12 protein-coding genes are annotated in these 26,926 nt (G+C 45.7%); 4 read left to right on the forward strand and 8 right to left on the reverse strand.

Annotation, left to right across the window (positions count from 1 at the left end; translation table 11 throughout):
* Positions 1 to 20: 20 nt before the first annotated feature.
* The 6 genes from prfB to K0H61_RS13915 form a co-directional block, all read right to left on the reverse strand.
* A protein-coding gene (gene prfB / locus K0H61_RS13890; RefSeq protein ID WP_220050026.1) for a peptide chain release factor 2 occupies positions 21 to 1,119 on the reverse strand; the annotation gives its coding sequence in 2 pieces (ribosomal slippage) (positions 21 to 1,043 and positions 1,045 to 1,119; 1,098 coding nt in all).
* Positions 1,120 to 1,503: 384 nt separating this feature from the next.
* A complete protein-coding gene (locus K0H61_RS13895; protein WP_220050028.1) occupies positions 1,504 to 3,168 on the reverse strand; it encodes a methyl-accepting chemotaxis protein in 1,665 nt (554 codons plus the stop codon).
* 123 nt (positions 3,169 to 3,291) lie between these two features.
* The gene (chrA, locus tag K0H61_RS13900; RefSeq protein ID WP_220052728.1) at positions 3,292 to 4,443 is read right to left on the reverse strand and encodes a chromate efflux transporter; all 1,152 of its coding nucleotides are present in this window, start codon (positions 4,441 to 4,443) and stop codon (positions 3,292 to 3,294) included.
* A gap of 161 nt (positions 4,444 to 4,604) precedes the next feature.
* On the reverse strand, positions 4,605 to 9,713 hold the full coding sequence (locus K0H61_RS13905; RefSeq protein ID WP_220050029.1) for a S8 family serine peptidase: 5,109 nt from the start codon (positions 9,711 to 9,713) through the stop codon (positions 4,605 to 4,607).
* Positions 9,714 to 10,212: 499 nt separating this feature from the next.
* Positions 10,213 to 15,333, reverse strand: a complete 5,121-nt coding sequence (locus K0H61_RS13910) for a S8 family serine peptidase (protein WP_220050030.1) — start codon at positions 15,331 to 15,333, stop codon at positions 10,213 to 10,215.
* 437 nt (positions 15,334 to 15,770) lie between these two features.
* Positions 15,771 to 20,906, reverse strand: coding sequence for a S8 family serine peptidase (locus tag K0H61_RS13915; protein ID WP_220050032.1), 5,136 nt, complete (start codon positions 20,904 to 20,906; stop codon positions 15,771 to 15,773).
* Positions 20,907 to 21,199: 293 nt separating this feature from the next.
* Here K0H61_RS13915 and K0H61_RS13920 point away from each other — a divergent pair, with 293 nt between their 5' ends.
* From K0H61_RS13920 to K0H61_RS13935, 4 genes are read left to right on the forward strand one after another with little or no spacing between them, the layout of a single operon-like run.
* Positions 21,200 to 22,042, forward strand: a complete 843-nt coding sequence (locus K0H61_RS13920) for a MipA/OmpV family protein (protein WP_220050034.1) — start codon at positions 21,200 to 21,202, stop codon at positions 22,040 to 22,042.
* Entirely contained in the window at positions 22,032 to 22,439 is a 408-nt protein-coding gene (locus tag K0H61_RS13925) for a DUF3019 domain-containing protein (protein WP_220050035.1), read from the forward strand. Before K0H61_RS13920 ends, K0H61_RS13925 begins: the two co-directional genes overlap by 11 nt.
* Complete coding sequence (locus K0H61_RS13930; protein WP_220050037.1) at positions 22,436 to 23,149, forward strand: response regulator transcription factor; 714 nt, start codon at positions 22,436 to 22,438, stop codon at positions 23,147 to 23,149. The genes K0H61_RS13925 and K0H61_RS13930 overlap by 4 nt, the downstream gene beginning before the upstream one ends.
* A 5-nt stretch (positions 23,150 to 23,154) precedes the next feature.
* Complete coding sequence (locus K0H61_RS13935; protein WP_220050039.1) at positions 23,155 to 24,375, forward strand: sensor histidine kinase; 1,221 nt, start codon at positions 23,155 to 23,157, stop codon at positions 24,373 to 24,375.
* Between the two features lie 10 nt (positions 24,376 to 24,385).
* Here the strand turns inward: K0H61_RS13935 and rlmC are convergent, their stop codons facing one another.
* Together rlmC and K0H61_RS13945 are read right to left on the reverse strand one after the other, a co-directional pair.
* Positions 24,386 to 25,540, reverse strand: coding sequence for a 23S rRNA (uracil(747)-C(5))-methyltransferase RlmC (rlmC, locus tag K0H61_RS13940; RefSeq protein WP_220050041.1), 1,155 nt, complete (start codon positions 25,538 to 25,540; stop codon positions 24,386 to 24,388).
* Between the two features lie 92 nt (positions 25,541 to 25,632).
* A complete protein-coding gene (locus tag K0H61_RS13945) occupies positions 25,633 to 26,808 on the reverse strand; it encodes a glycerol-3-phosphate dehydrogenase/oxidase (RefSeq protein WP_220050043.1) in 1,176 nt (391 codons plus the stop codon).
* Between the last annotated feature and the right edge of the window lie 118 nt (positions 26,809 to 26,926).

Genomic DNA, 26,926 nt, shown 5'->3' on the forward strand with positions numbered 1-26,926 from the left:
TCGTCTATACCTTGAATAAATTACAGCCCAGATTTCAAACTGGCTTCGATAAACTTGTCCAGATCGCCATCGAGTACTGCTTGGGTATTGCGCGTCTCCACGCTAGTGCGTAAGTCTTTAATACGGGAATCATCCAATACATAAGAACGGATCTGGCTGCCCCAGCCGATGTCAGATTTAGCATCTTCGGCCGCTTGCTTTTCCGCATTTTGCTTATGCATTTCTAATTCGAACAGTTTGGCTTTTAACTGTTTCATTGCCGAATCTTTGTTCTTGTGCTGTGAACGGTCGTTCTGGCACTGCACTACCGTGTTGGTCGGTAAGTGGGTAATACGTACCGCAGATTCGGTTCGGTTAACGTGCTGACCACCGGCACCCGAGGCGCGGTAAACGTCGATGCGTAAGTCAGCAGGATTGATATCGATGGTAATGTCATCGTCAATTTCTGGGTAAACGAATACCGAGCAGAACGACGTATGGCGACGACCCGAAGAGTCGAATGGCGATTTACGCACTAAACGGTGCACGCCCGTTTCAGTTCGTAACCAGCCGAAGGCATATTCACCGGTAAATTTAATGGTCGCGCCCTTAATACCAGCCACGTCACCGTCGGTGACTTCCATCAGTTCAGGGCTGAAACCGTGGGCTTCGCCCCAACGCAGGTACATACGCAGTACCATGTTGGCCCAGTCCTGCGCCTCGGTACCACCACTGCCCGATTGAATGTCTAAGTAACAATCGGATGCATCGTGTTGGCCAGAGAACATACGGCGGAATTCGAGTTCTGCCAGACGGGTCTCGAGATAATCCAGCTCCTTAGTGGTTTCGTTGAAGGTATCTTCATCTTCCTCTTCAACGGCAAGCTCTAGCAAACCTTCAACATCTTCAAGACCTGCGTCCATATCGTTGATGGTTTTCACTACGGCTTCGAGGCTAGCGCGCTCTTTACCTAGGGCTTGAGCACGTTCTGGCTCATTCCACACTTCGGAACTTTCAAGTTCACGGCTGACTTCTTCTAGACGCTCATGCTTGGCATCGTAGTCAAAGATACCCCCTAAGAAGCTGCGTACGCTCGGCAAGCTCCTTAATTTTGAATTTTACTGGATTAACTTCAAACATGGATTTTCAACTTCGCTTTATTGAGTTGCCCCGTGATGGCAGTTGTTAAACATAGCCAGTTAACACCACCAGAGCTGGGGACGGCGATAAACAGTATTTGCAACCGCGCATTTTAACCTAACAGTGTCCTTAAACCTAGGGTGCAATAGCGTTAAAGGGCGATTTTTACTGTGATTTGCTCACGAAAATCCCCTTGTTCTGTCATTCGCGTCCAAATCCCGAAATTTGAATACTGAGTAAACGGCGCAGGCGGATAAATATTAGTTCAACAATTGAGTTAACGAATATTCATTGAGCTGCACCGTAAAAGCACAGGGCGAGTACAAGGGTAAACCGCATAAAAAAAAGGGGCAAAGGCCCCGTTTTCAAGTAATCAATTAACGCTTAAATCTTAAATTGGCCCACTAAATTACCCAGCAACATTCCTTCCTGTGAAACCGTTTGGCTCACCTTAGCCGCCTCTTCGCTGGAATGGAGTAACTCATTCACAATATCTTGAATTGCATACACATTACGGTTGATTTCCTCGGTGACAGAGCTTTGTTCTGTTGCCGCGGTTGCAATTTGTGTACTCATGTCATTAATTGCAGTCACCGCCGAGGTGACCGAACCTAGGCTCTCAGAAATGGCGCGGGAAGATTCCACCGACCGCACGCAGCTCTGCTGGCTCTCATCCATCGTCTTAACCGCTAGGGAAACCAACTTGTGCAGCTCAGAAAGCATTTCATTGATTTCCAATGTACTGGCTTGGGTGCGACTCGCCAAATTACGCACTTCATCGGCTACCACCGCAAAACCACGCCCCTGCTCTCCGGCACGCGCGGCCTCAATAGCTGCATTTAATGCAAGCAAATTAGTCTGCTCGGCAATGCCACCAATCACTGAAAGTACGCTGTTAATTTTTTGCGATTGGGCACTGAGGGATTTGATGTTACCCGCAGCATGGTTTATCTGCTCCATCAGCACAGAGATTTCTTCTAAAGAAGCATCAACACAGCGCTGGGCATTAGCCACATCGCCCGTCGCTGCATGGGTTGCTTCGGCCACCTGAGTGGTATTTTGTGCGACTTCGCTTGCCGTCGACGACATTTCGGTAATGGCGGTCACCACTTGGTCGGTTTCGTTGTTATGGCTAATTAATTGACTCGCCATCGCCTCGGTTTGCCCCTGAATGCTGATAGCCGCCATTTTGACCTTGTCGGTGGCATTAGCAACCTCGCCGATAATGGTCTGTAATTTATCGACAAACAGGTTGAAGGATTGTCCTAACTGGGCGATTTCGTCGCTGCCTTCCACATCTAACCGCTTGGTTAAATCCCCTTCTCCCTTGGCAATATCATTGAGGCTATCGGCCATATGCTTAATCGGAATCACCATGCGGTGGGCCGACACTAAAATAATCAACACAGTCACTAGGATAAGGATAAAAGCAATAAACAGTATCATCATCGACTTACTGGCCATTCGCTCGGTCACAGTATCACTGTACTTCTCCACATCGGCCTCAATATCATCGATATAAGCCCCGGTGCCTAACATCCAATCTGTGCCTGGGATCATCATAGAGAAGCCGAGTTTCTCGATCTGCTCATTTGTATTAGGCTTTTGGAAGTAAAAGGAAAAGTTACCATCACCCCGCTGCGCAGCTTCCAGTAAACCGACAATGATTTTAGTACCGCGGGGGTCGGTCATATCAATTTTATTTTGACCTTCGAGCTCAGGTAACAGGGCATGAAAGAGGTTTTTACCTTGGGAGTCATAAATGAAGAAATACCCCGCGCTGCCAAAACGAATATTTCGCAGGGCTTGATTCACATCGCCCTTATCCTTAAGTGATAATTGGTACTCGACAATCCCCGCGGCAATTTGTGTCGCCTCTTTGATTTGTTGCTTTCGCTCATCAACTAATTTAGTCCTGAAGGTCACAATTTCCTCCGCCAAGGCCCCCTTTTCGACATAATAGGAAATGGACATCAAAATGATGAGGGCAAGCAGCAGGGGAAACAGCGATAATAGTAATAATTTGTTACGTAGACTCAGATTAAACATGGCAAGCGGCTCCGAGGGCATTCATAAGTGCTTAGGAATTATAACTAAAATTACCGCATGACTAAGGTATAAAGATAACAATTTTGCAGTTTTTTATAAAAAATCCTCTTCAATCTTGCAAACTTAACCAATAAAACTCCGCAAAAAACCTAATACAGCAAAAGCGAATACGAGCAGCAAAATGGTTGGTCTAACTAATCTCAATAGGCCAAAGCCAACTAATACAAGCGCCATATCGAGGGGGGACAATACCGCCTGAATAAATACGGGTTGGTATAATACCGCGGCTAAAAAACCTACTACAGCGGCGTTAACACCCGCTATTGCGCCAGCAAACGTTGGCCTTGCCGCTAAAACATGCCAGCAATTTAGCCCCACTAGCATGAGTAAAAAACCAGGTAAAAATATGCCAAGGGTGGCAATACAAGCACCGATAAATGGACTATCGATGAGGATTTCGGCGCCAAGGAAACTGGCGAAGGAAAACATCGGCCCTGGAACAGATTGAGCAAAGGCATAACCCGTTAAAAACCTATCGCTACTCACAGAATCGCCAATCAGAGATTCGAGCAGTGGCAGCACCACATGACCACCACCAAATACCAAACTTCCCGCGCGATAAAACTCCCCAAAAACCTCTGCGCCTGAACTCAATCGACCAATAAAAAAACTGGCTGTAAATAGCAACAGAAACAGCCCTAAGTAACGGTAGTTAAGACTAATTTGAGAAGGTTCGACCGAAGAGTCTTTAGCACCGCCACTACGCCATGCACCAATCGATGCGGCTAATAGAATCAGTCCCATTTGCATCCAAAGTGATGGGAAGATTAATAGGCAACAGGCACTCGCTAACATCAAAAAACGAGTTAATCGCCGCTGGCAAAACTGCTGAAACATGCTGAGCAGCGCATCGGCGACAACCACGACAGCCAGCAGCTTTAAGCCATGAACGACACCCTGTAAATAGCTATTGCCTAGCCAAGCCGCAGTGCTGATGGCGAGCAGATACATCAATACAAAAGAGGGTAAGGTGAAACCTGCAAATGCGCATAAGGCGCCAAAAATCCCGCCCCTGTGATAACCGATGGCAAAACCTAATTGGCTCGAACTTGGGCCAGGCATCAATTGGCTAAGGGCGATAAAGCTGGCGAAGCGCTTATCATCGAGCCAGTTCAATTCGTTTACAAAGGTTTGGCGAAAGTACCCAATGTGGGCTGCAGGACCACCAAAACCGGTTAACCCTAAGATTAAAAAACGTAAGAAAATAAGTTGCATCATCCAAATCCCTAGCAAGTTTTACTTAGAGTATGCCACTAAAACGACAAGTTGATGAAAATGCTAAAAAACAATAACACCCACTAATAAAAATGCCGGCAAATCACTTTGCCGGCATTTCACATTAATCATAAACAATCGATGAGATTGTTAAGACTCAATTAGAAGCGATTTCTTCTTCTGATCATTGCACCTAATGCAAGGAGCATAGACAGCCCCCCTAAGGCACCACCGCTGTCTTTTGACGTTTCATCGTCTTCAACAGGGTTTTCCGTTACAGCGCCTTTACCGTCAGATTCAACCGTTAGGGTGAAGGTTGTAGAACCTTGATCCGATGGGTTTTCAACGTCGCTTACGGTTACTGTCACTTGAATATCACCGTGGAAGTTTTTCTTAGGTGTGATAGTCACGCTTGAACCTGAAGTATGACCATCAACGACCGCAGTAATATTGTCACCCGTTACGCTGATGGTGTTAACACTGGTTTGCTCGTCAGCATAGAACACTTTCAAGCCTTTTAAACTCGTGTTTTCAGCGATGGTTTGGTTAGCGATACTAGCAACAGAAATGTTTGATGATACTGTTACAGTGCGTGACATCTTGATATCAGCCATACCATCAATTTTGCTAACAGCATCAACAATTAACGCTTTACCTGGTGCCTTGCTAGTCACTTTAGTCCATGCAGTCACTTCAAACTGTGAAGACTCAGGACCCACATAGTCGTAACAAACCACTAGACCGTTGTGGATCTTGTCCTTCAGGTTGTTCCAAGCGTATTGTTCACCCTTGTACCCACCTGCAGGGCCTAATCGAGATAAAGCACCTTTGAAGCCCTGAAGACCAATAGAACCACGGTCATCTTGACTACCAAAATCGATATTATCGTAAGCCATGATCAGTTCAAACTCACCGTCGCCAAAGCGAGTGTTTACATTGAACAGCAGTTCGAAGTCGAATCTATCGTCACGCTCTTCCCACTGCCAAACACCTTGAGCATCTCTATCTAATTGCTTGTAAGAACGTGCATTATCATACTCAATAATACCCCATCCCGTTGAAGTACTAGCGGCAGAGATACCTGCAATTTCAGTGCTGCTGAGCACTAAAGGCACACTCATTAGATCTTGAACTGTTCCTCTATAGTCATACGCACGCCACAACATACCAATACTCGCAAAAGGTGCGTTGTTGTATGGGAAGATATCATGCCATGGATAGAAGAACTTTTCGTTACCGTATAAAGTGACGGTACCAGTACCCATAATTTGCAGGGTATTGTTATTCCACATGTTCATGGTTTCAGCGTTGTTATACAAATGGAAGCTTGTATATGCGCCGCCAAAGAAGGTGCTGACTGGCATCTGAACACCATTTTGGTAGTTGATCATATTGTTGCTACCTGTAGGTGCTCTACCGGTTGCTTCATTAATGACCGTTGGCTGGAAACCACTCATGGTTGGGTAGATACCGAACTCTTCTAAGTTAACGTAACCACCTGGGTTGCTGTTACCAAAGTTTGGCGTACGGCACAGAGGGTCATCTTCGCTTGTAGTGATATTGTAGTGAGCATAGTCACCTAGTGTGTTCGGTTGAACACCGCTGATGGTCAGCTTATTGCCTTCAACTTTAATATCTTTAACAATCGCTTTTGAAGAGGTATATACGTCTTCCGCTCTCAGTCTTAGTCCTTCTGGGATATTTGCTTCAATGCTAAATGCACGGTCTGCACCAGAATCGTTTGGCTGAACTTGGAAGGTAAATGGTAAGTTATCACCGACTAACGCCTTAGTTTGAGTGACATTGAGATTAACGTCATCCACACCACGTATTAGCTTAAAGGATACTTTACCAATGTTACCTGCGTTCACTGCAGAAGTACCAAAGTCAATTAACGAGTGGTAAACATCACCCGCTGTCATCTCTGGAATATTCCAGTTCACGTTGATATTTACAGCATCGCTGCCATTGCTGGCTGGTACTTCAACACTCAAGTTGTTAGCAACTTGGCCACCTACAACGGTCGAGGCATATTGGAAGGTTTCCATCACGCCAGCGTTGTAGTTATTTGAAGAACTACCTTTTCTTGGGTTGTAGAAGATAGCCCAATAAGTGCCTTCTTCTGGTTCATTGATATTACAGAAGTTGTTATAAAGGTTGTCATTAGATACGCACAGGATTTCTTCTAGCGGATTAGGCTGACCATCACCGTTATAGTCCTTACCAACGTAGATAGTGATGTTACCTTTATCCCAATCCCCCTCGAAAGGAGACTGCATCTTCCCTAAGGTTTCAACAATCAGACGACGACTGCCCGCAGGAACGTCGATCATCTCAACGAGGGTTGCCTCATCAACACGTTTGTTTATAGCAACGCTAGGATCGGCATTAATAGTCCAAGGGAAAAGATTATCATCATCCTTTGGCAGGGTTGCCGTTTTCACTTCCGCTTTCACCGGCTCGAAAATACGACCGTAAATGCTATCACCTTCAGGTAAATTAATGCCTTTAATCAATGCACTGGCATTGTTACGGTGAGCAGTTGCTTGCAAGCTTGATGGCATATCGTTGTTGTCATACTTGAACACGATTGGCCAATGGGCTTCTGGGGCGTTATTAGTGGTTTCGGTGAAGATCAGGTTTGAATGTAATTCAACTTCAGCGTTACTGAATGGGTCCTGGGTATCCATAATTGACGCTTCAATCACGATATCCCGAGTCTCACCCGCTTTGAGCGTAAACTCGCTTGGATAAGCTTTGATGGTCACCCCATTTTGAACGACTTGATTCTGTGAATCCATGTTCCAGTTGATCACATCGCCGTTAGTCACACTCCAGCTGCCGTCTTTCGTTGCGCGAATGGTACGGATCCATTGGCACTTAGGCTTACACTCAAAGTTAACTAATTGTGGGATGTTCAGCTTATGCACCACACCACCGTTATTAGGATCAGCCGCTTTGAAGTTATCAATGGTTTCATCCATTACAAAGCCTGCATTAACCGCATTTTTCACGTTAATACGGCCAGTACCCGCGCGGTAGGTTGATGCAAGTTCAACATCACCTGTTGCTTCATTAAGACGACGGTATTGAACTTTGTTCTCCGTGGTCATTGCTAGGGCAGATTGCACTTCCGTCGCAGTCCAATCTTTATGGGCTTGACGAATCAATGCTATAGAGCCTGCAACGTGTGGCGATGCCATTGAAGTGCCGCTGATCATCGCAAAATCGCTTGATGGCGAGCTTGTATCAAATGGATGCTCGTCAGCATAGGCGGCAAAAATATCCACACCTGGGGCTGCAACCGCAGGGATCAGGGCTTCTGGCGTCGATGAGCTTGGGCCACGTGATGAGAACGGCGCTAACCAATCGGCTTTTTCTGGGTAGAGATTACGCTCGATTTCAGTGGCAGTGATCGTCAGGGTATGACCAGTACCTTTGTTCAACCAGCCATATAGACCACTACCGCTCGATGTACCCCAGTTTTCTTGCGTGATATGGATTGAAGGCACTGAGTAAGATACCGCGGGTACAATCGCTTCGCCTTTAGCGAAGTTATACAGGATCATACCGTCTGCGCCGCCGGCTTTAACGTTGTCTGCTTTCACGCTACGGGCAATACCAGTTGTGCTAGTTGTACTGTTACGACGACAGGCAACAATCACATCGACAGGATTGCCATCGGCATCGGTCAAGTCGAAAGTGCCCGCAGGGAACGGATTCGCACAGTATTCATCGTTGTAGTTTCTCGCCATTACCACACGACCAGTGACCGATTCTTTGTTAATCACGCCGCCGGTGATTTCACTCCATGAAGGAGTGGTTAATCCACCAACAGGGTCTACAAGCTTAGTGGTGATATCAATCACGCGGTCATGGGTCGTTGCTGCTGCGCTTAATAACCATGGTGAAGCATGGTCAATGCGGCCGAAGTATTCCGTAGCACCGCCGTATTGGCCTGAGTTACCCGCTGCAACAGCAACAGATACACCTGCTTCGCGGGCAGCAAGGAAGGCTAATTGAACGTCATCGGCCCAAGGATTCGATTCCTGACCACCAATAGAGAAGTTAATCACGTCCACGCCGTCTTTAATGGCATCTTCAATACCCGCGACTAACGCTTCACCAGGGCAGCCTGCACCAACATGGTTATCTGGGTAGCAGACTTGGTAAGAAACAATGTTCGCGTGTGGTGCAACACCACTAATGCTTGGGAATAACCCCGCTTTGATCACCCGACCATCGGAAGCTTCCGTGTCGCTAACACCAGCAAGATAATCAACGTTTAACAGTACGTTACCGGCAGCAGTAGAAGCCACATGTGAACCGTGACCTTGATAATCTTCACCCACTGCAGGGCGAGTTACACCAAAGTTACCGTTAGTAAAGTTATCGGTGATCACAGGATACGAACGAACACCGATGAGCTTATCGTTACACATGCTTTCGAAACCCACTTTGGTACAGTCACCAACGTAGTTTCCTGCGCCCCAAGGGTTGTCGTGTTTGTAACCATCTTCACCGATTGCGGCGAATGAAGGGTGATCCGAGTTAATACCGGTATCGATAATACCCATAACAATGCCTTCACCTTTGTAAGGCAGGCCGTCTGGGGTTGCAGTACCAGTCCAAATCTTATCAGCCTGGATCAGCTGAGGACCAGCATCTGACTGTAATTCATAGGTTTTTGATAGGCGAACCGAGGCAACATTAGGCAGTTCGGCAACGCGCTGTGCTTCTTCCTGGGTCATCGCAATCGAGAAACCGTTTACCGCGTTAGTAAACTGTTGACGAGCCTGACGCGCACCTACATTCGACTGAATATCAGCTAGCACTTGCTTTTGAGTGTTTAACAATTGAGTACGGTAGTTTTGTACCGCACGGTTTGCAGGTTGACCCGCAACGAACAGTTTTGAAGGCTTAGTCGATCTCGCTGAAGCATTCGTTGAACCTAATAATTCAGCACTCACTTGTGCCAAAGGTTTTTGGTTTAAACGAACAATATAGACCTGTTCACCAGTCAAACCTTCTTCATATTGGAACTTGCTCGCCTGAGGATTGATTTGGATGTTAACACCAACACCCTGCTCTCCTGCTGCAGCTTTTGCTTGCTCTGCATTTAATTGATTGATTTGTTCAGGGGTTAACTGCAAACCTTTAATCGTGTGTACTTGGTTCTTATGTACTTCGCCCATACTTGCAGCAGCCTGCATAGCACCAGCACCATAAAGGGCGGCAGCAACAGTGTAAGTTAGTAACTTTAGCTTCACTTCGCTTCTCCGTTATTGTTGTTAGTTGGCCATTTATCACACAGCCTAACTGCCTGACGGCGCCCTAATCTAAACACCAACAAATTAAAAAAATCAGCACTTTGAAGTAACATTTTGTATCCACAAAAAACACCAAACAGCAACATCACTCAGCAAACACCCAAAACTCAGCATGTAACCCTAAAAAATATGAAAATTTTATATATAAAATCAAAAACAAATAAAAAATAAGCACATTTGACTAAGATACATTCTGTTACTTATTTTCAATTGTGAGTTTTTGTATCAAAAAATGCGTCAATAAAACTTCAAAAGTCGGACTTTTATGCCATCAAATCGATTGACGATACAAAAATGCAACAAGCCACCGGGAGACTTTAAAAATAAATTACAACCTGATTAGGGAAGGTATGTGTAAAAATAAAAAAGCCGGTAAATCCCTTTACCGGCATCCTAAATTCAGGATAAATAACACCTGATTATGGGGCTTAACACTTAATTAGCGTGTTCTTCGTCTGATCATTGCGCCCAATGCAAGCAACATAGTTAATCCACCTAAGGCACCACCGCTGCTTGACTCAGTCTCTTCAACTGGCGTTTCAGTCGGGGTTTCAGTGGTTGCGCCTTTACCGTCTGACACTACGGTCAAGATAAAGGTCGTGCTGGCTTTGTCCGCAGGGTTTTCAACATCGCTAACCGTTACAGTGACTTCAACATCACCATAGAAGTGTTTCTTCGGTGTGATCTTCACGCTTGAACCTGAAGTATGACCGTCAACCACGGCAGTGATATTTTCACCCGTCACACTGATCGTGTTAACACTATTATGTTCGTCGGCATAAATGATCTTTAAGCCTTCTAAGCTCGTGTTTTCAGCAATCGATTGATTGGCGATACGGGCAACAGAAATGTTACCTGGCACAGTTACGCTGTGTGACATAGTAATATCAGCCATGCCATCGACTTGGCTCACTGCATCCACAGTTAACACTTTACCTGCAGTATTGTTCTTCACAGTGGTCAACGCGGTCACTTCAAATTGCGACGATTCTGGACCTACGTAGTCGTAACAAATCACTAAACCACTATGCACCTTATCCTTAAGGTTGTTGTAGGCATAACGTTCGCCACGGTACTTACCTAATGGTCCGTACATATCTAGGCTACCTTTAAAACCTTGAAAACCGATAGAACCACGTCCGTCCTGAGAACCAAAGTCGATATTGTCGTAAGCCATCATCAACTCGTATTCACCATCACCATAGCGGGTGTTTACGTTGAAGAGTAACTCGAAGTCAAATCGATCGTCTCTCTCATTCCATTGATGAACACCTTTATCGTCTTTGCCTAATGGCTCATACGAACGCGCATTATCGTATTCTAAGATACCCCAACCCGTGCTAGTGCTCGCGAGAGTGATCCCCGCACGTTCTGTAGATGTGTTGATTAATGGAACACTCATCTTCTCCTGTGCGCCACTTTGTGCAAAACCATGTCCACGCCATAAGATACCGATACTTGAGTATGGATTGCTGTTGTACGGGAACACATCATGCCATGGATAGAACAACTTCTGTCCAGCAAACAAAGAGACAAAACCGTGACCACGAATTTCCAGTGAGTTTTGCTTCCAGATGTTGATGTCATCCTTGTTGTTGTATAAGTGGAAACTGTCGTAAGCACCGCCAAATATGGTGCTAACTGGAACAGTAATACCAAACTCCGTTAGGATATTATTATCCTTTTCAAGGATAGCTCTACCATTTGCGGCATACTGAACCGGTGCAAAACCACCAAAAGTGGGATAGATAGCAAACTCTTCCAAGTTCACATACCCGCCAGGATTTTTGTTACCAAAATTTGGCGTACGGCACATTGGGTCGTCAGCATTGGTTGATATATTGTAGTGAGCATCCAGATCACGTGTATCGGGTTGAACACCGCTGATAGTTAGCTTACCACCTTCAAACTTAACGTCTTTTACAATAGCGCTCGATGAGCTCAATACATCTTCGGCCTTCAGACCTAAACCTTCTGGAATGGTCGCCACAATGCTAAAGGCACGGTCGGCACCCGAATCATTCGGCTGAACTTGGAAAGTAAATGGAATTTGATCACCAGGTAACGCTTTGGTTTTTGATGCTTGTAAATGAACATCATCCACACCGCGGTCCAGCTTCAGAGCCACTTTACCTATGTTGCCCGCATTCACTGCCGAAGTACCAAAATCAACTAATGAATAGTAAAAATCACCCGCTTTCATCTCTGGAATATTCCAGTTCACAGTGATATCGACAGGCTCGGTACCATTGCTAACAGGTACATCGATACTCATGTTGTTAGCAATTTCGTCACTTACCACACTCGTCGTATACTCGAAGGTTTCTTTCAATGCATTGTAGTAATTATTGAATCGAGTACCTTTTCTTGCGTTATAGAACAGTGCCCAATAGGTGCCTTCATCAGGGTCGTTGATGTTACAGAAGTTGTTGTATTGAATATGGTTAGATACACATAGCAGTTCTTCAAACGGATCAGCTTGACCGTTGCCGTTATAGTCCTTACCAACGAATACCACCAAATTACCTTTGTCTAAGTTTTGCATTAACTCAGATTGAGTGGTTCCTAATGCTTCCACCATGAGACGACGACTATTAGCAGGTACATCGATCATTTCGACATGGGTCGCTTCATCTATGCGAAGCGCCATATCAATCGTCTTATCTGCATTTGCAGACCATGGATAGTATTCGTCATTATCTTTTGGCAGTGTAACAGTTTTCACCTCAGCCTTAGCTGGCGTATAGACGCGGGCGAAAATGCTGTCACCCTCAGGTAAATTAATATCCTTCAGAACCGAACTGCCTTCATTACGATGTGCAGTCGCTTTTAAGCGAGCAGGCATACCATTTTTGTCGTATTTAAATACGATAGGCCAGTGGGCTTCAGAGGCGTTACCAGAGGTATCTGTAAACACGAGGTTTGAATGCAGTTCAACCTCAGCATTACTGAACAAATCCTGAGTATCCATGATCGATGCTTCAATCACGATATCCTTGGTTTCACCAGCAGCCAAAGTGAACTCACTTGGGGACACCTTAATCGTGACACCATTTTGAACAACCTGTGAACGAGAATCAGTGCTCCAGTTGACCACCTCACCGTTAGTTACGCTCCAAGTTCCATCCTTAGTCGCCTTGATGGTACGGAACCATTGACACTTAGGTTTACATTCAAAGTTCACTAACTGAGGAATGTTAAGCTTATGAACTGTGCCACCGTTGTGTGGGTCAGCCGCTTTGAAGTTTTCTACGGTTTCGTCCATAACAAAGCCCGCATTCACCGCGTTAGCAACGTTAATACGACCAGTACCCGCACGGTAAGTTGACGCTAACGCGATATCACCGTTAGGGTCATCTTGACGACGGTATCTCACTTTGTTTTCAGCCGTCATAGCCAGCGCAGATTGAATTTCGGTCGCAGTCCACGTTGGCTGTGCCTGACGCAGCAGCGCCATCGAACCGGCAACGTGTGGCGATGCCATAGAAGTACCGCTTAAGAACGCAAAATCACTCGTCGAAGGTGTTGGGCTGAATGGTTGCTCGTCAGCATAAGCTGCATAGATGTTTACACCCGGAGCCGCAACCGCAGGGATCAGTGCTTCTTGAGTTGATGAGCTAGGACCACGCGAAGAAAACGCCGCTAACCAGTCAGCACGTTCAGGGTCTATCTTTCGCTCAATTTCACTTGATGTGATGGTTATCATATGACCGGAACCTTTCGTTAACCAGTCAACCAAACCATACCCAGCCATGCCGTTATCCCATCGACCATCCCATTCCTGTTTAGTGATATGAATGGTTGGGATTGAATACATCGCCGTAGGAACAATTGCATCAGCATTATCAAAGTTATACATGATCATGCCATCACCGCCGCCAGCTTTAACATTATCGGCTTTAGCGGTACGAGAAGTACCCGCAGCATTAGCTAAACTATCACGCTGACAGACTACGATAACGTTATCGTCGGTTGGATTACCATCAGCATCCTTCCAAACGAAAGTCCCCTCAGGGAATGGTTTCGAGCAGAATTGATCACCGAAATTGATAGCCTCAACAACATGACCTGTGACACTGCCGGTATTGATTGCGCCACCTACAATTTCAGACCAAGCAGGAACGCGCGCACCACCGACGGGATCAACCAGTTTAGTTGTGATCGCAACTTCACGGGCATGGGTACTTGCAGCCACGTTCAGCAACCAAGGTGAAGCATGGTCAATAAGACCAAAATACTCTTTATGACCAGCAGGTTGGCCAGAGTTACCTGCCGCAGTTGCAACTGAAATACCGGCTTCACGGGCCGCTAAAAATGCTAATTCAACATCATTAGCCCATGGATTTGAATCTTGGCCACCAATTGAGAAGTTGATGACATCCACGCCATCTTTGATGGCATCTTCAATACCAGCAACGAGGGCTTCGCCAGGACAGCCGCCAGTTAAGGCATTATCTGGATGACACACTTGATAGGACACAATGTTGGCACGGGGTGCCACACCGCTGATGACAGGGAAGATATTCGGTTTCATTACCATGCCATCGGAAACCGCTTTACCACTTTCAGGTGACATATAATCGATGTTTTTTAATACGTTACCTGCAGCGGTTGAGGCTACGTGCGAACCGTGGCCTTGATAATCTTCACCGACAGCTGGACGAATTGCACCATAAAGACCATTGGTAAAATTATTGGTGATGACTGGATACGAACGCACACCGATTAACTTATCGTTACAGAGGGTTTCAAAACCAGCTTTGGTACAATCACCAACGTAGTTACCTTTACCCCATGGGTTTGTATGTTGATACCCTTCGGCATCAACAGCTGCGAAGGAAGGATGATCTGAGTTAATGCCGGTATCGATGATACCTATGATCATTTTTTCGCCTTTATAAGGCACTGAGTCCTGAGTCACTTCACCGGTCCAAATCTTATCGGCTTGGATTAGCTCAGGACCTGCATCTGATTGCAATTCATAGTTTTTTGAGCGGCGAACAGAAGCCACATTGGCCAGTTTAGAAACACGTAATGCTTCTTCCTGGGTCATAGCCATAGAAAAACCGTTTACCGCATTAATGAACTGTTGACGAACTTGACGGGCGCCGACAGTGGACTGAATGTCAGAAATAACTTGTTTTTGGCTAGTTAATAATTGGTTTCGATAGCTTTGTACTGCACTGTTTGAAGGCTTGCCAGCAACATACAGCTTAGCGGGTTTAGCAGCTGATTTTGCCGATGCGTTGCCAGTGCTTAACAGATCTGCACTCACTTGCGCTAAAGGCTTTTGATTTAAACGAACAATGTAAACCTGTTCACCCGTCAAACCTTCTTCAAACTCAAATTTACTTGCTTGAGGATTAATTTGAATATTCAGTCCAACGCCCTGAGCTGAATCATCAACTTGTGCATTCTGAGTATATAAAGTACTGATTTGTTCTGGTGTTAACTGCAAACCTTTGAGTTGATGCACTTGCCCTATGCTGGCCGCAGCCTGCATAGCACCCGCACCATAGAGGGCTGCAGCAACAGTACAAGTTACTATCTTAAGCTTCACTTTGCTCTCTCCATTATTGTTATAGCCAGCCATATTTAATGGTCCAGCACCTTGCGGCGAGCAATCTAACCACTCAAGCGAGCAAATAAGTCAGAACTTTTGAGTAACATTTTGTACTACCAATTAACATCCGCTCACAAATAAAATCAATTAACCATCGTTTTAACAATTTATTGTTTTGCAAAAAACCTTAATAACAACATCAAAACAAGGCCAAAGAATTATTACCCAGCATTTCGCGCTGCGGGAGGTGGGGACGTTTTGAACGACAGAGGATAAAAACGAAGAAAGGAGCATGCAATTGGGTGAATATCAACCAATGTAAATGCTTTTAATTGATAATGCCGTACATCCTTGAAGGAAAAAAGCCGGTAAATCCTTTTACCGGCATCCTAAATTCAGGATAAATAACAATTGATTATGAATTTGAAACGCGATTAACGTGTTCTTCTTCTAATCATTGCACCCAGAGCAAGTAGCATAGACAGACCACCTAATGCACCACCGCTGCTTGACTCAGTTTCTTCAACTGGCGTTTCATTGGTTTCATTAGTTTCAGTGGTTTTCTTACCGTCAGACTCAACATGCAGCATGAAGGTAGTGCTATCTTTATCAGCTGGGTTTTCAACATCACTCACCGTTACAGTCACTTCAACATCACCATAGAAGTTCTTCTTCGGTGTGATCTTCACGCTTGAGCCTGAAGTATGACCGTCAACCACGGCAGTAATGTTGTCACCGGTAACGCTGATAGTGTTAACACTGTTGTGCTCATCGGCATAAAATACCTTTAGACCTTCTAAGCTAGTGTTTTCAGCAATCGATTGGTTAGCGATGCTAGCAACAGTAATGTTACCTGGCACAGTGATACTGTGAGTCATGTTGATATCAGCCATACCATCAACCTTGCTGACTGCATCAACCGTTAACACTTTACCCGCGGTGTTGTTCTTAACGGTTGTCCAAGCTGTCACTTCAAATTGTGAAGACTCAGGACCTACGTAGTCATAACAAAGCACCAGACCATTGCGGATTTTATCTTTCAGGCCATTCCAAGCATACTGCTCACCCTTGTAACCACGATCTGGTCCAATTTTTGTCAGCGGACCCTTAAAGCCTTGAATACCAATAGAACCACGGTCATCCTTTGAGCCAAAGTCGATATTATCGTAGGCCATCATCATCTCGTATTGACCATCACCGAAACGGGTGTTGACGTTGAAGATAAGCTCGAAATCGAAACGATCGTCACTCTCTTCCCATTGATAGACGCGCTGCGCATCTAGACCAAGAGACTTATAAGAACGAGCGTTATCATATTCCAAGATCCCCCAACCTGTACTCGTGCTCGCCAGAGTAATACCTGCACGCTCAGATGAAGTGTTGATTAAAGGTACACTCATGAACTCCTGCGTTGCACCGGCACCAAGTCCATAAGCACGCCAGAGAATCCCTAAGCTGGAGTAAGGAGAGCGGTTGTATGAGAAAATGTCATGCCAGAGGCTGAAATTTCCGCCGTAAAGTGCAACGATTCCTGTACCAAAAATGCGCAAGCTATTTTTGTGATAGGCGTTCATTGCTTCAGCATTGTTATACAAGTGGTAACCCGTATAATCACCGCTAAATAAGGTGCTTACAGGGATTTCAACAGGATTATTGCTAAAACGAATAGCGTTAGTATTACCTGGTGTCGCTCTGCCATTATCACCAATAACCGTTGGTTCAAAACCACTGAAACTTGGATAGATAGCAAACTCTTCTAGATTCACATAACCACCCGGATTTTTGTTACCAAAATCAGGTGTACGGCACATGGGATCAGTTTCATTTGTGCTGAGCTCGTAATGAGCATAAACATCCGCAGTATTTGGTTGAACACCACTGATAATCAGCTTACCGTCTTCAAATTTTACATTTTGAACAATTGCTTTAGATGAACTCAGAATATCTTCTGCTTTCAGTTTCAGGCCTTCAGGTATTGTGGCCACAATGCTAAAGGCACGGTCTGCTCCAGAATCGTTTGGCTGCACTTCGAAAGTAAATGGAATTTGATTACCAGGTAGAGCACCTGTTTGTGGCACATCTAAGTGAACATCATTCACACCACGTACCAGCTTCAATGCCACCTTACCGATGTTGCCGGCATTAACCGCTGAAGTACCGAAATCCACTAATGAGTAATAGATGTCACCTTCAACCATTTCAGGAATATCCCAGTTTAGGGTCACATCCACAGTATCAGTACCGTTGCTGGCAGGGACATCAATACTCATATTGCTGGCCACTTGGTCACTCACAACTGAAGTAGCGAACTGGAAGGTTTCTTCCATACCGCCATTATAACCGTTCTGTGCAGTTCCTTTTCTTGGGTTATAAAGCATCACCCAATAAGTACCTTCATCAGGTTGGTTAATGTTACAGAAGTTGTTATAGAGGCTGTCGTTAGATAAACATAACAGTTCTTCAAACGGATCCGCTTTGCCGTTGCCGTTATAATCCTTACCGACATAAACGTTTGCGTTACCTCTATCAAAATCACCAGGTAAAAGCTCTGTCTTAATATTTCCTAAAACTTCAACCATCAAACGACGACTACCCGCGGGTACATCAATCATCTCAACATGAGTCGCTTCGTCGATGCGTTGCTCCATAGGAACCCCTGCATCACCAGTACTTGCCCAAGGGAAGTAGGCGTCATCATCCTTTGGTAAGACAACGGTTTTTACGTCAGCTTTTACCGGCTCAAATACGCGACCGTGTATGCTATCCCCTTCAGGTAACGTTATTCCTTTAAACACAACGTTGGCATCGTTACGATGCGCTGTTGCTAAAAGATTGGCAGGCATACTATTTTTGTCGTATTTAAATACAACTGGCCAATGAGCTTCAGAAGCATTACCACTGGTTTCGGTGAACACTAAGTTAGAGTGCAACTCCACTTCCGAGTTACTGAACATATCTTGAGTGTCCATGATTGACGCTTCAATCACGATATCCTTAGTCTCACCGGCGGCTAAGGTAAACTCACTTGGTGAAACTTTGATAGTTACACCATTTTGGACAACTTGATAATAAGAATCAGTGTTCCAGTTAAGCACATCGCCATTAGTAACACTCCAACTGCCGTCTTTAGTCGCCTTAATAGTACGAATCCATTGACACTTCGGCTTACATTCGAAGTTGACTAATTGCGGAAGATTGAGCTTATGTAATATTCCACCATTGTTAGGATCGGCCGCTTTAAAATTATCAACGGTTTCATCCATCACAAAGCCCGCATTCACCGCGTTAGCAACGTTAATACGACCGGTACCCGCACGATAGGTCGATGCTAACTTGACGTCCCCAGTCGCACTGTTCGAACGATGGTAGAAAACCTTGTTTTCAGCGGTCATCGCCAGTGCTGACTGGATTTCAGTCGCTGTCCAGCTGGGTTGTGCTTGACGCAGTAGTGCCATAGCACCTGCAACATGTGGCGATGCCATCGAAGTACCGCTTAAGAAGGCAAAGTCACCCGATGCAGCTGAAGAGCTGAATGGATGCTCGTCGGCAAAAGCAGCATAAATATTAACACCTGGAGCGGCGACCGCTGGAATAAGCGCTTCTGGAGTAGAATTACTTGGGCCGCGTGATGAGAATGGCGCTAACCAATCGGCACGAGCATCATCCATGGTACGTTCGATTTCAGTACCTGTGATGGTCAGAATATGGCCGCTGCCTTTGTTTAACCAATCGATTAAACCGTAACCTGCCATGCCGTTATCCCAACGACCGTCGTACTCTTCCTTGGTGATATGGATTGAAGGAATTGAGTAAGAAGCCGCAGGAACGATAGGGTCACCGATAGTGTAGTTGTACAGGATCATACCGTCGCCGCCGCCAGCTTTAACGTTGTCGGCTTTTACGCTACGGGCAGTACCATTGGTGTTAGTCAGACTATCACGTTGACAAACCACGATAACGTTTTCATCGGTTGGATTGCCATCAGCATCTTTTAAAACAAAAGTATCGGCAGGAAACGGCTTGGCACAGTATTGGTCGCCATATTTAGACGCAAGTACTACGCGGCCTGTTACGCCTTCTTTGTTGATTACACCACCGACGATTTCTGGCCAAGTAGGCACTTGCGCCCCGCCAACAGGATTCACCAATTTAGTGGTGATTTCCACTTCACGGGCGTGGGTCGATGCAGCAACGTTCATTAACCATGGTGATGCATGGTCGATTGCACCGAAGAACTCAGGGGCGCCACCATATTGACCAGAGTTCCCCGCTGCAACCGCAACAGAAATACCGGCTTCACGGGCGGAGAGGAAGGCGAGTTCCACGTCGTCAGCCCATGGATTTGACTCCTGACCACCGATAGAGAAGTTGATAACGTCAACACCATCTTTGATCGCATCTTCAATACCTGCAATCAAGGCTTCACCAGGACAGCCAGCTGTAAGCTGGTTATCAGGATGACACACTTGGTAAGCGATAATATTGGCATGTGGAGCCACACCGCTCATACGGGGGAATAATTTCTCTTTGATTACCGAACCATCAGATACCGCTTGTCCTGCATCAGGGCTTATATAATCAATATCAAACAATACGTTACCGGCAGCGGTAGAGGCAACGTGTGAACCGTGACCTTGGTAATCTTCACCTACTGCTGGGCGAGTCGCCCCAAAAACACCACTAGTGAAGTTATCGGTGATCACAGGATAAGAACGAACACCGATTAACTTGTCGTTACACATAGTTTCAAAACCATCCTTGGTACAGTCACCAACATACTTGCCTGGAGCCCAAGGGTTTTTATGTGTATAACCATCAGCGCCGGTTACGGCGAACGATGGGTGATCCGAGTTAATACCGGTATCGATGATACCAACAATAATCCCTTCACCTTTCATTCCATCGCCGTTATAGGCAACGGTATCGGCCGCAGCAACCCCCGTCCAAATCTTATCGGCTTGGATAAGCTCTGGACCCGCATCAGATAGGAGTTCATAGGTTTTAGAACGACGAACAGATGACACGTTGGCCAATTGAGAAACACGTTGTGCTTCTTCCTGTGTCATGGTCATCGAGAAACCGTTTACCGCATTGGTAAACTGCTGACGAACTTGACGCGCACCAACGGTTGACTGAATGTCCGCAATCACTTGTTTTTGGCTAGATAACAATTGTGAGCGATAACTTTGTACTGCGCTGCTTGCTGGCTGACCAGCAACAAAAAGCTTGGAAGTCTTAGCCAATTTTGCTGATGAATTATCCGTGCTTAATAACGCTGCACTGAGCTGCGCCAAAGGCTTTTGATTAAGACGTACAATATAAACCTGCTCACCAGTCAACCCCTCTTCAAACTGAAACTTATTTGCCTGCTGATTGATTTGAATGTTGAGACCTTTGCCTAGAGCACCGTCTTCGACGCTTACTTTTGGAGCATTTATTGCTGCAATTTGCTCAGGTGTTAACTGCAACCCTCTTAGTTTATGCACTTCGCCAATGCTAGCAGCTGCCTGCATAGCTCCAGCGCCATAAAGGGCGGCAGCAATAGTACAAGTTAGTAACTTAATCTTCACTTTGCTTCTCCGTTATTGTTATAGCTAGCCGTTGATTACGGCCAAGCTGCCTTTCGGCGTCCCCATCTAAACATTCGGCAAAGTGAATTGGGCAGTGCTTTTTAGTAGCAATTTGTACACTTTGATAACAATCACATCAAAAAACTTAACATGTGTGTAGCAATTGAAACGATGTATCATTTTGTAGCACATCGAATAATTATGCTTAAATATCGCCAACAAAGTGATAGGCTGAGTTTCGTCTTAATGAGGTTTAACAATACATTTGAACTACATTGGGGATTTACTAAGAAGTGACAATTCGAGTCATAAAAGCAACATTGCTCTCAGTACTGCTACTCGGTAGCAGCGCTAAGCTGCAAGCTAAAGATGTTGAGTCGGTCTCTCCAGGTGACTGGCAAATTTCGTTAGCTGCGGGCTATGGTGCGCTGGAAAATCCACGGGCTAAAGTCAAAAACATTAGCACTTGGGTATTACCTAGTTGGTATTACTATGGCGAGGATTTTTATGTCGAGAATTTCACCTTAGGATATAGCCTGTATGAATCGAACAATTTTATTGTCGATCTACAGACTCGCTTTAATGAGGATGGTTTTTTCTTTGAATTCGATGGACTGAATAAACTATTACTGAGCGATATATTAGGTTACACACCTGTGAAACTGCCACTTAACCCTAAAGCCGTGAAGTTTGAGGATATTGAGCGAAATCTTTCTTATCTCGGTGGTATTAATGCCACTTGGGTAGCCCGCTATTTGGATGTCAGTTTGGGTTATTACCATGACATCACAGGCCTTCATCAAGGCAATGAAATCCAACTCAGGGTCAAACACAGCCAACGTTTTCAATGGGGTGCGTTAGGCTTTGAGATAGGCGCCATCCGCAAGAGTGATAATCTCATTGGCTACTACTATGACCTCACTAGCGAAGAACAAGGCCCACTGCGCACGAACTTCGAGCCAAAACCTACGACCAACCTGCATGTCAGAAGTGTGATTAATGTTCCTTTAATGGAGCAGGTAAATTTTGTTGGTATCCTCGAATACACTTGGCTTGGGCAAGGGATAACCGATAGTGTATTAATAGACAAAGACAGTTATGCGTCTGGATTTGTTGGGATAAGCTATGCCTTCTAAGCATTATTCTAGCTCTCTCTGGCTAATCGCAACTTCGCTGTTGATAATAAGTAATTTGGGGGCAAAGGCCCAGGCCGATGAATGGCGTCTCACCCCTAACACCTGTGCTGTGACAGGGGAAAAACCAGCGTGCGACATTGACTTACTTTTTGAGTATCAATCAGATATTCCACAATCTTTATGCATATGGATGGCAGAACAAGCCGTTGTATTAGCCTGTTTCGAAGAAAAACTCGATTTCAAATATCAAATCCAATTGACCTTGGAAGACGATACCTTGTTCGAGTTGAGGGACCCTAAAAACAATAACACCATTAAAACAGGTTTAGTTAAAGTGGCAAAATTCGAACCCGCTAACAGCAGAAAGCGTCGTGGACTTAACTGGAATTTACTATGACAAGTACTAAGACGCCGCCGCAAATTCTCCTAATCGAAGACGATCTTGCCCTTGCTGAGTTAGTCTGCACCTACCTCGCCCAGGAAGGTTATCAAATTATTCACCTCGACAATGCTGAAGATGCGCTACTGCGCCAAGACAGCGATGAATTCGACTTAATCATCTGTGATGTGATGTTACCAGGGCAGGATGGGTTCAGCGTTTACCCACAACTTTCAGCAACTTACCCTTGCCCGATCATTTATTTAACGGCCTTGGATAATCATCAAGATCAAATCCGCGGACTCGATTTAGGTGCCTGTGACTACCTGTTAAAACCGGTTGTACCGCCGCTACTGTTGGCGCGCATTCGCTCAAACCTGCGGAAATTACAGGCCAACAATGGACGCAGCAATCTCAAATTGCATAACTTGTTGTTAAATCCCAATCTGCAACAGGTGAGTCTGGGTGATGAACAGCTCTCCTTCACAACAAAGGAATTTGCCCTGCTGTGGATTTTTGCCCTACACGCGGGCAAAGTGCTTTCCCGTGAGTTCCTGTTTGAGCAATTTGTGGGTCGTGAATACGATGGACTCGACCGAGCGATTGATTTAAAGATCAGCCGTCTGCGTAAACGATTAGACGAGCTAAATGTTCCAGGTTTATCTATTACGACAATTCATGGTAAAGGCTATTTATTCAACTACTTACCACCAAAACGTAGAGCCTGAAATACATGAAATTCCAGTTCTACCGCTTAATATTATTTCTGCTCTTGTCCTGCGGCCTAGTGATCTGGAGCTTCGGTCAATTAGCGGAACATATTGCAGATGATGACTATCGATATCAGATAGATGTCGACAGTCTGTTGCAAACCTATGATGAAAGCGACCCTATTACGGTCAAACATATCCAAGCTGACGCTCTGTCCTTACCGCCACAGTTGGCCAATCTATTGCAACAGGGCGAAACCATTGCTCTGCGCCACAGCAATGGCGAGCGTTATTTTTACCGCAAAACCAAAAGCGGCGAAGACATATTAATGCTTGGCCCGGTAATTCCACCCGAGCCTAAAGAACGAAATACCAGTTTGATTCTATTAGGTTTGTATTCTTCTTTATGCCTTGTAGCGCTATGGTGGATCTGGCCAGTGTTCCGCGATCTACACAATTTGCAGCAAGCAGCGATCGATTATGGCAATGCCCCCCGCAAATTACCTCAAGATATCCATCGGCATTCGGCTATCTATCCCTTAGCGAAAGTATTTAACAGCGTCAGCCATCAAATGGTCGACTTTGTACAAATGCACAAGGAACTATCGCGTACCATTTCCCATGAAGTACGCACCCCGCTCGCGAGGATGCGGTTCGCGCTCGAACTGGTTAAGGGGCAGATAGATCCTAATTACGCTAAGCGTCTCAATGAAGATATCGATGAAATTGAGCAACTTGCTGCAAATTACCTGTCCTTTGCCCGCCTCGAGCACAAGGAAGAAAATATTAGCCAAGAGTCACAATCGGTTGAGCATTTTATGGAGAAAATTGCCCAAAAATACGCCATTTATCAGCCGAAACTCAAAATCCATTTCGAGCATCAACACCAGCATGCTCATTTCGATCCCACAACTATGACGATTGCGATTCAAAATCTGATCCAAAATGCGATGCGCTTTGCCACCGATGAAATCCAGGTCTATTTCACCCAGAATAACGGTGTCAATCGTATCAGTGTTGAAGATGACGGACCGGGATTTGAAGGCAAAGGCAAGCAACTTTTTGCCGCCTTCGAGCGGGATACTCAACAATGTGATAGCAGTGGTTTTGGCTTAGGCCTATACATAGTGAAAAAGATTGCCACTTGGCACCATGGCAAGCTAGAACTTAACCGTTCAAAGCATCTAGGCGGCGCTGAAATCAGTATTATTTGGGATGACGTGCAGTGCTCTAACCAAGATTAATTCAGTATAATTAATCCCTTACTAGCATAGCTAAGACTTCGAAATGATCCGTATGTGGGAACAGGTCAAATAGCTGCACTTTAGTTAGATGATAACCACGGATATGGGCAAGATCCTTGGCGAGCGTCTTAGGATTACAGCTCGAATATAACATCGCCTTTGGGGCAAATTCACTCAACGACTCGCACAGTGACTCACCAATACCACGGCGCGGCGGATTAACGATAATCAAATCTGGCTTAGTCTCAGCGGCCTCCCCCTTGGCAAAATCGGTTGAATCGAGCGCCATAAATTGCACTTTATCTAACCCCATCATCTGCGCCGACATCTTAGCGCAAGCAATAGCTTCGGCTTCAATCTCAATCCCTGTTAATGGAATTTCCTTCGAGGCGCAGTGCAGCCCAAAACCGCCCACCCCACAAAATAAATCCCACAGAGAACGTGGTGCAAACTCGGCAACCCACTCGCGGGCCGTCTGGTAAAGCTTGGCGGCAACCTCAGGATTTGTCTGGAAAAAGCTCTTTGGACGTATAAATAGAGGGACATCGTTGAAGCGCTCTTCGAGGCGAGTATTCTCGGTTAAAAAAATCTCCTCATCACCCTCTAAAATTGCCATATGAATTGGCTGAAGATTAACCGATACGACACTGATCTGTGGAAATTCAGCCATCAAGGCAGGCAACTCTCGCTCAATACGGGCAATGGCATCGCGGGAACGAAGCACAAAACGCAGTAAATATTCACCGCGTACCTGACTGCGAGTCAGAAGAATAAATTTCAGCTCCCCCTTAGCTTTATCAACACGGTATGGCGGAATCCCCGCCTGCTGCACAAAGCGCTCTAGACGATGGAGTAAAGCTTGCATATCAGTAGGATACAGTAGGCAATCACATAGGCTGACCGCTTCACCACCTGGACTGACAATACCAAGTATCGGAGCATGGGCGGCGCCAAGGGCAACCATTTTCGCTTTATTGCGAAAACCACTACTGTCCCCCACCACTGGAGGAAGAAATATCTGCTCAGGATTTGCAATAAATGGCGTGAGGAGTTGCTGTAATTCTTGAGTTTTAGCAGCTAATTGCTGCGCCATAGGCACTTGAATATGGCGACAGGAAAGGCATTGGCCTTGATTAAAATACCCACACTGCACTAAAACACTCACTGCAATTCCTAAAGATCAGTAAAAAAGCGCCACACTTTAGCGTTTTTGCGCCCAAAAAGCACCCCGAAAAGCCCAAGAGTCGCAGATGCCCGTTAACTCAAACTCAAGCTGTTGACATCGGCAATGGCTTGACGCTTACCCAGATGCTGCTCTATCCATTGAAGCACTTCGCTCGATGTACTCCTAAAGGTCGTCAGCTTGCCACCATATAAACTGAGTAGCCTAGGGTGAGAAACCGAAGTCTGCATTAGAGTATCCCGAGGGCGCTCAAAGGCTGAACTTGACTGCTTGGGCAATACCCGCACGCCACAAAAGGTTTTCACTATCTTTGCTTTAAGCTGCTCAACATCTGGACTTAAAGGGAAATAATGCCGATAGATGCCAAGCAGATATTGAATTTCAGATTCAGTCACCGCCTGCTGAGAATCAAGATGTTCGAGCACGGTTTCCGTGGTGCCAATCAGGGTTTGGCCATACCAGGGCATCACAAATATTACCCGTTTATCGAAACAGGACTCGAGATACAAAATCCCTTCCGGCGCGGGAATGTCTAACAACAGATGTGCCCCCTGCACCCAATCCAGCTCAACACCTGCAAGGGGAGGTGTGACTTTAGCAATCACATCATTGACCCAAGGCCCTGCAGCATTGACCACCAGCTTTGCCTCGACCTCTTGCTCTTTGCCTGCGTGACTGAACGTGAGCTTGCAGCCATCGCTTTGGTGCTCAAGGCTTAACAATTCGGCCTCGGCATAGACATCGGCACCAAGCGCCTGCGCACTCCTAGCGACGGCCTGAGTCAGCAACTTATCATCGGTTTGGGCGTCCCAATATTGGAACACCGCTTTTAATCCTTGTAACTTAAGCCCATTAAGACGATGCCAATGTACTGCGGGCACGGAAGAAAAGCGTCCAAGGCAGTCAAATTCGCTGAGCACCGCATAGAGACTTAAGCCAGCCCGAATGGCAAATGCACTCCGCTGACTGCCACTATAAACTGGAATATAAAAGGGAATGGGTTTGACTAAACTGGGTGCTAAATCGAGTAGATGGCGCCGCTCCTGCAGGGATTTGCGCACCAGATTGATTTGCCCTGTTTCAAGGTAACGTAGTCCGCCATGGATAAGCTTACTGGAGTTTGCCGAGGTTTGACCGCCAATGTCCCCCTTCTCGATAAGCAAAGTACGAAACCCAGCCGCAGCAGCAAATTGGGCAATGCCAACACCACTGATCCCCCCTCCGATAATCGCAATGTCAAATGAGCTCATAACCGCTTGACTCCTAACAACGCGCCCCAATTAAGCTTAACCATTTCCAGCCTTTCCTTACTGCAGTCCACCCTGCTATTTCAATGAAGCAATTAACAGTTAAGCTCGATATATCAAC

The sequence above is a fragment of the Shewanella acanthi genome (assembly GCF_019457475.1).
Classification (GTDB): domain Bacteria; phylum Pseudomonadota; class Gammaproteobacteria; order Enterobacterales; family Shewanellaceae; genus Shewanella; species Shewanella acanthi.